The sequence below is a fragment of the Paenibacillus sp. AR247 genome (assembly GCF_002968895.1).
Lineage (GTDB): Bacteria > Bacillota > Bacilli > Paenibacillales > Paenibacillaceae > Paenibacillus_AQ > Paenibacillus_AQ favisporus.
This window is the reverse complement of the sequence record NZ_PCZT01000081.1, coordinates 1-7,437: the sequence shown is the minus strand read 5'-3', so window position 1 is coordinate 7,437 and position 7,437 is coordinate 1. Positions and strand designations below refer to the sequence as shown.

Here is a 7,437-nt window from a genome sequence, read left to right as displayed (position 1 = left end):
CTTCCGTTCGTATTTCCAAGGTTCAATGGCGATTTGTATTTCCTCACGCAGCCCACACTCCAGGTATTCCACCGTAGGTTCGCCTGCTTCCAGCTTGCCACCAGGAAACTCCCACAGTCCGGCCTGCGGTTTTCCAGACACATTTTTCGGACTATTAAGAACTGCCAATGTTCGTTCAATCATAGCTGCGGCAACCTGTATCAAAATTGGGGACCTCCTATGTGTAATTCGCTTTTTGAATGAGTTACTTCTCATATTGATAAATTATCATATCAGGATTTCAGTGGAAGAACATTTTCGAATTCTGCGCTTATTTGGAAAAACAAAAGCCCTTCGGAACGAATTCTGGAAGCAACTTTTATTTTTTATAATTAAAGAAACTAAATATATTTTATCGTGTTTAAGATTAATAAAGGAGGCCTTTATGAAGATCACTTGCATTGAGTCAGACTATGCCCATATTGGTTATGTGTATCTACAACCACCATCCGGGAAAATCCCTTATCGAACCAACTGTAAATTAAACCAGTCCATTAATATTTCCCAAGTCCAAATACCTTTTGAAAGAAAACCGGAACTGGGAACCTACCTCGACAACATGACTATGCTCCCTTATTCATTTAGAAGTGGATATCACCAAGAGAAGTTTGAAACTGAATACGGGGTCGATTTTGACAGTTCTGGATATATTACTGGCTATGAAATCGGGTTGTCTCCAACAAAATTTATAAAACACATTGAAGGCCAGTCATACAGTCTATACGAATCCTTTTGGAAGAATCAAACCTACCATATCTTCTTACTTGATGAATATAGCTCGGTATTCTCTAGAAATAATATGATTTGTCCCATGAACCGAAAGGAGGACGCCTATCTTATTATTCAATTCGTTGAACCCGTAGCACTCGGTGTAACCTTCTATCCTTCGGAAGAAAAGAAAATTGCGCTGATCAAGGCGCTTATCTCAGCGAAACCAGATCTTTATCCATTGGGCTATTTATTACACCCCGACTTTGAGCTTTTTGAAGACAAATAAATTCTAAACAAATCTAAATGGGTATGGGAAGAGGCAGCCCATGAACAGCCTTCCTATAAGCTAACTACTATGATTTCTTCCCTTCCCTACACTTCCGGCCTTCTCAACATGCTCAGCCCGTATTATCGATCAGTGATATTAGCATCTCTCAACGCCTTATAAATCTTCTCAATATCCAATTCAGTCAGAACAGCGTCAGCCTTCTCCGCTTGAATCCGGCTTATTTTACGTTGGATATATTACAAACAGCTCAACATCATACACAACCAGCTCATCAGACTGGATTTTTCTCAGCTCAGGATCTACACTGAACCAGCAACGCATCGTAAACGAAACTAGCGAGATGTATCGGCTGCTTTGGTAGTCGGGGAGGAAGCTTTTAATCGCTTGAATATGACCGTAATTTTGCATAAAAGGATTGTACATTTTAAATCGATTGCTCACCGTCCACAACTTATTATCGCGCGTTCCGCTACTACCTTGCTCTATTAATCAATTCAAAACTATATATTTCTATACGGGCCAATACATCTTTCGTAAAGGAATTAGGGTTCTAGTCTCTGAATCAAACTGATCGTAATATTGAACCACCAGCTCAACTAGTAAATCAAGTTCAATTAATGAAATGGGATTGTTAGATCTTTCCGCCTCATACCTTGCCTCCTTAGAGAACCCTCCTGTAGAAACATAAATTCCACGGTCTCCTGAACGTAGTCCTCCAGTAAAACTACGAATTTCATTAGCCCCCATGTGGCCTGAACGATGCTTAACTTCAACGATAATTCTTGGTTCCTCAAGCCCTAATCCATCTGGAGACGCTAATATATCTCTTCCCCGATCAGGCCCCTTTGGAGATATCCGTGTTTTATATCCCATGCCTCTAAGAATCCCAGCAACAAGTTCCTGCATTTGTTCCCAATCCAGATTTGCAATTTTATCCTTAATGAATTCATTAGATTTCTCGATAACATCTTCCTTAATTAATTCTAGTTCGTCCGCCTCTTCCTCGGACTCTGGATCTTGAGGGCTGTTACTTTCATTTTTCATCTGCTCATGTAGTTCTTTTCTAACTTCCTCCGGAATTGCAATAATCGTCATAATAGAACCAAGTGTATTTCTTGCCCCAGCCGATAAGACATCCCGGGGTACAGTACCTTTCCAAATAACGTTACGGACATGAGGTTTGTCAGTAATATAACCTGGTCTATATTCATAATCCGAGATAACGCTGCCCAAATGATAAAGACGTTCTTCCGGATCGTAAGTGACGACTTCGTCTTCCCGGTTGAACTCGCTGACAAATCTTAATATTTGACCTGCAGTAATGTTGATTTTGCCATTTTTATACCCGGGGTAAGTTGTTTTTAGTAGTTTTTTAACTTCTTGTAATGTATCAATGGATGCTATATTCTCAAGTTTCGGCCATCCGATCGCCACCGCTTGTTTTTCTATAAATTCATCGATCAAATATGCCCCTTCTCCTGCTCGTACCAACCACATCTTTTTCATATAAAACGCCCCTTTAAAAAAGATTAATGTAGAATTCTAAAAATCTCTAGAGATTCAGGTAGTTTATGCAGACCCTCACGCCTCTAAAAATCCGTGCCCCACAATCCCGAATCCCCAGCACCCGCTTCGCCAAATCCACCTGCTCATGATCCAGCTCCACCTTCACCGAACCCACACGTCTCTGTTCACGCCACTGGATGATATCCTCTTCCGTCTCTAATTTCAGCTCAGCAATTTCCGCAGCCCGGTCAAAGATGTACTGTACTTAGATGTATACAACACCGTATAGCTCCCTATACCACCGGTCTCTCCAGTTGAGGCAAACTACCCGTTCAATTGATAGAAAGCGATATATTCGATCAGGATCTTGTGATCAGTTATTTTTTTTAAGTGGCATATGGTAAAACTTAAGCTCTAGAGCCTGCTAACAACTGCGAAGGATCTCCGCAGCGAGCCTACTGCATATTTTTGCCCGCCATTTTACCCTGGTATTAACTCTTCGTGCCTCGTGGTCTTGTGGAGCGTTCGTAAGCCTTTTCCAGACTGTCCATAATGATTTCATCCAGGAAGGTTTCTATCGGTCGCTATAAGGATCCTAGACTGAAAATTCTAATGTTTTTTCATATTATGAGGGTAATTCATACTCCTGCTCAATACAACCTAAAAGCGCCTGATTCACAAATCAGGCGCTACCTATTTAACCATAATAAGTCTATCGACAGCCGCTCACTCAATTATTTAAATCTTCACTTTATTCGTATTACTCCACAATTCCTCTACTCCTAAATTCTTAGTTATGTGACCTCAAAACTCATGCATCATATACAACATATAGGTGATTCCAACCAATTAAAGAATTGTTCTTTATTGTACCATTATTTGCTGTATCTCTACTAATAGGTTAATAGATTACTCCAATATTCTTAAATGAAGGATCAAGACTCGAATTTGTAAATGCTTAATAATTCTTATAGAATGCTTCTGCCTCAAATTTAACGAACTCAGCTGCCTTTTCCTGACTTCTGCTTATCACTTGAAAAGGCTCAAGGCGAGCAACTTCTGTTTGCAATTCTTTCGCTGTTTTATTTCCACATCCAAGAATGTCCTGCAAAGAACTTGCAGAAACCCCTTCACATTGGAATATATATGCAAATTCAAGCAATTCTTGAAAGTTAAAAAATTTCTGCTGATAGTCATTGGGCGATTGACTCGCAAAGAATACTACAATTCCTTTTGAACGTCCTTCACGAATAATACGCTCAAGGAAAATGTTCTTTTGCCCCAAATAGTTGTGCGCTTCATCTATAACCAGAATTGTTCGAATGGTACGCTTCCCATCCTGAACAGGACTATCAGGTAGGGCTGCCATCTCTTTATAAAGTCTTTCGATAACAAGATAACCTACAAGTTCCTTCAAAACTGGCATAGCATGAACGTCAATTAAGAATGTTCTATTTGAAAGTTTATCTATTGGGGGAACATCACTACCATGTCTCCAGAAAAGATCGAAATCTGCTAAGTCTCGCAAAACTTCAATAAGACTATCGTCTTTCTTATTATCCTCCTCGTACATAGCAACAGCAATTTCAAGAACGTCATGAAAATCAGGAAATGGTAATACCGAGTTGGCTCGTTTAGCATAGGCGGCTCGTATTGCTTCTGTTAGTGCACCTTTTTGAACAACTCCAAGCTTTGAATTTATAGAGGCAAAGCTTTCAGCCTTTTCACGAGCAGAAACATTAATTGTCTGTTCGTCATATACAGGTAACACAAAAGGATTTATGGGAAGGTTCTGAATTCCCTGTAGCAGCCGAAAAGGTTGAACTTTCGCTACTTCAAGGAATTTTTCATTATCCACAACATCACCTTTATAATCAAAAAAGATGAAGTTGGTCTGATAATTAGACTGTCGGCGAATGTCCGCTAGTATTTTAAGAAGGAACTGTGTTTTTCCAACACCTGGTTTTCCTATAATTGCTAAATGTGAATTTGCATGTTTCTTGGTGTTATTTAATTCAAGTGTTAGCTCTTTTTTATCGAGAACTGTTTTGCCAATGAATAGATCAAGTCCATGTCCCTTTAGTTCTTTGCGTCCACTAAATTCTACTTTCTCCGTGAGCCTCTTTATAAGAAGTTCTGAATCACGATTACTTTCTTCAAACATCTTAGCAAGGTGATTGCATCCATTATCAATATGATACTTAATGAGAGATTTGTTTGAATAAAATTCATCCTCTTGAAAATCTACTTTCTTATGAACAAAGGCAAGCAGCGTTTTCAAAAATAGTTCATCCGAAGCAACAAAAGTAGGCCGTTTCATTTCGCCGCCACTAAAATCGTTACTCTCCGGCACATTATTTCCATCGATTGAAATAGATAGTGCAAAAGCCATTCTTGCCAATACTACTTTCTCCAATTTTGTATCAAAACGTAATCCACTAAGGATTTCATCAGCTACTAAACTCGTATATAACCTATCTGCCATTTAAAGCACCCCAAAAATAACCAGATTCAACTGTAGTTAGTTCTTGCTTCTGGTCAAAGACCAAACTCGCTGCTCCGCTTAGGTGGCTTTGCAGAACACGGTAATAGTCGTTATCAATCTCTGTATCTGTAGAGAGAATAATAACCTGTTGACCGGCGTTTGGAAAATAATTTCTGACAATATTATCTCTATGAGTACTATCGAGTCGCGAAAGCGGCGTATCTATAATTATCGGAAGTTTAAGCTGACTTGTCTGGGCCAAACCCCATAAAAGGGATAGAGCAAATACCTCTTTTTCTCCAGCTGAAAGACCGGACTTCTTAATTTCATGTCCGCTCCTATCGGTTATCTTAATCTCGTAAGATTTATCATCAATGCTAATATCCTTTATGAGCCCACTTTTACTAGAGAGCAACTTATACATTTCAAAAGTTTTCTCCTGAAGAAGATTGACTTTATTCTTCCTCATTCGGACTATAAACTGATTCAGCAGTCCGGCTATTACATCACATTCATTAATCAAATCTGCTTTTCCTTTAGAGACATTGTGCTTTTCGTAAAGCTTCTCGATCTCAATTTCGATTTCATGTATCTTCTTTTCAATAGACAGAATGTCTTCTTCAATGATACGAAGCTGTTCTGTTTTACGACCGATTTGAGTGGAACAACTCTCCATTTCCGACTGTAGTTGCTCAAAAAGTTCTTTTTCACTATCAGAAGCAACGCCAGTCTGAAGAGTGGCCTCAATTTTTTGTATTTCTATTTCAAGTTCCCGCTTTTCTTCAAGTAGGGGTTGTATAAAGAAGACATCACTATTTTCGAGCTCCTCTATTCTATGTAGAACACGGGCAGCGTCACGATCAGATAGATTGAGTAATTTTACTTCGTCACCGAAGGATCCCCCCTCCTGTAAAAGAATTAAAATTCTCTTTTCCAATTCGGCCATTTTTTCATCCGACAGAGCTTCGGTATATATGGGTTCTGGTTCTTCTACTGCGCGAACAATTTTTTTTGCTAAATCAACAGCATGTTCCTTTATCGCTTCAACTTGATTGCTCTCCCGCTCTTTTTCAATTTGAATTCGAATATCTTCGAAAAGCGACCCGAATATACTATATGGCAAATACTTTTCACAGAGCGTTCTTATTTCACTTTCAACCTGTCCAATACGATTAGAGGTCTGTACACGTTTTTTCTCATTTTGACGGATGGCCTCACGCGTTTCCGGTTCAGTGTTAAAGGTGACCAGGAATCGTTTCTTCGCCTCTTCATATTGCTCTTTGAAAGAATTTAGATCCTCTTTAATCTCGTCTCTCTCTTTATTCAACCGCAAAAGTTTACTTTTTTCCCGTTTCAGCTCACTTTCTTTAAAATCGAGGTCCTCGCTAGAAATCTCAACAAATCCTTTACGTTCCTCCTGTTTAATATACAGTAGGTCACTAGAAAGCTGATTAATGTACTGAATTCCAAGAGCCGCCTCAAGGGATGATTTAAGGCGAACCTCAGAATGATCGTCTGAAGCTATCTCCTGAATTTTTTCACCATCAAAAAAGAAGAATTGAGTAATACCCGGCGGGATTGTTGCTCGGATAAAGTCCTGCCACATCTGTTTATTTTGCACAGACACTCGTTTGCCGTCTCGAATAACGACCAGTCGCTCGGTTAGATCCTTAGCCTTTGGTCCGTCAATAGTACCTGCGCTCCAAGATCTTTTGACGATAAGCTCAGAAAAGTCGTCCATTTCCATTACCAGTTCAAAACTTACGCTGGCATTACCGAGAGCCAAGGATTTACGGTTGATAGATCGATAAATTTCATCAACTTTACCACCATAAAGACAATAGTTAATGCTTTCCATTAAAGATGTCTTACCGGCACCGTTCATACCACCGATAAGAAATATACTCTTGCCGCTTTCATCATCGGGGAAATGAATTTCCGTCGGAAACAGGAAAGATTTGTAGTTATCGATTGTTAGCTTTCTAAATTTCATCCTAACCCTCCTGGGCCTCCACCATTTTTCAGAACATCTCTGAGGGCATCATAAATACCGGTACGACGCTCTTTAAACTCATATTCCTGAACAGTATCCAGGAGCTTAAGGACCTTTTCAAAACTCACAATGTGCTGCTTGCAAAGCTCTTGAAGGAGCTTTTTGTCGTCCGTAGATAGATTCATTTATAAACAAGCTCCTTCAATAAAGTCCTCCACTCGCTTTTTGGCTAGTTCAAGAAGTTGTTTTGATTCAAACTCCGCGATTAGACTTTCTTGGACTAATTCTCCAATAAACTGTTGGATATCATCCGGTAAGATTGGTACAAGGAATTTATCAATATCAGATGGATATAGCTCCGCTTGTGCACTACCACGGGCATACATTTCAGTCTGATATTCCCCTATCATAGAT

The 7,437-nt window shown here is 39.5% G+C and carries 8 protein-coding genes; 1 reads left to right on the top strand and 7 read right to left on the bottom strand.

The window, feature by feature from the left end:
- On the bottom strand, positions 1-204 hold a 204-nt coding region (locus CPT76_RS36135; protein ID WP_374954767.1), incomplete at its 3' end, for an NUDIX hydrolase.
- A gap of 220 nt (positions 205-424) precedes the next feature.
- On the opposite strand from CPT76_RS36135, the gene CPT76_RS36130 reads away from it, so the two are divergent.
- Positions 425-1,036, top strand: coding sequence for a hypothetical protein (locus tag CPT76_RS36130; RefSeq protein ID WP_105446288.1), 612 nt, complete (start codon positions 425-427; stop codon positions 1,034-1,036).
- A gap of 225 nt (positions 1,037-1,261) precedes the next feature.
- Here the strand turns inward: CPT76_RS36130 and CPT76_RS42405 are convergent, their stop codons facing one another.
- The 6 genes from CPT76_RS42405 to CPT76_RS38205 form a co-directional block, all read right to left on the bottom strand.
- A complete protein-coding gene (locus tag CPT76_RS42405; protein ID WP_374954768.1) occupies positions 1,262-1,525 on the bottom strand; it encodes a nuclease-related domain-containing protein in 264 nt (87 codons plus the stop codon).
- Between the two features lie 24 nt (positions 1,526-1,549).
- Positions 1,550-2,545 (bottom strand): restriction endonuclease, encoded by a 996-nt coding sequence (locus CPT76_RS36120; protein WP_105446287.1) that lies wholly within the window; start codon positions 2,543-2,545, stop codon positions 1,550-1,552.
- A 958-nt stretch (positions 2,546-3,503) separates the two neighbouring features.
- Positions 3,504-5,030, bottom strand: a complete 1,527-nt coding sequence (locus CPT76_RS36110) for a DndE family protein (protein WP_105446286.1) — start codon at positions 5,028-5,030, stop codon at positions 3,504-3,506.
- On the bottom strand, positions 5,020-7,023 hold the full coding sequence (gene dndD, locus CPT76_RS36105; RefSeq protein ID WP_105446285.1) for a DNA sulfur modification protein DndD: 2,004 nt from the start codon (positions 7,021-7,023) through the stop codon (positions 5,020-5,022). Before dndD ends, CPT76_RS36110 begins: the two co-directional genes overlap by 11 nt.
- Entirely contained in the window at positions 7,020-7,208 is a 189-nt protein-coding gene (locus CPT76_RS36100; protein WP_105446284.1) for a DNA modification system-associated small protein, read from the bottom strand. Before CPT76_RS36100 ends, dndD begins: the two co-directional genes overlap by 4 nt.
- The coding region (locus CPT76_RS38205) for a restriction endonuclease subunit S domain-containing protein (RefSeq protein WP_219845508.1) at positions 7,209-7,437 on the bottom strand (229 nt) is incomplete at its 5' end. It abuts the gene before it with no gap.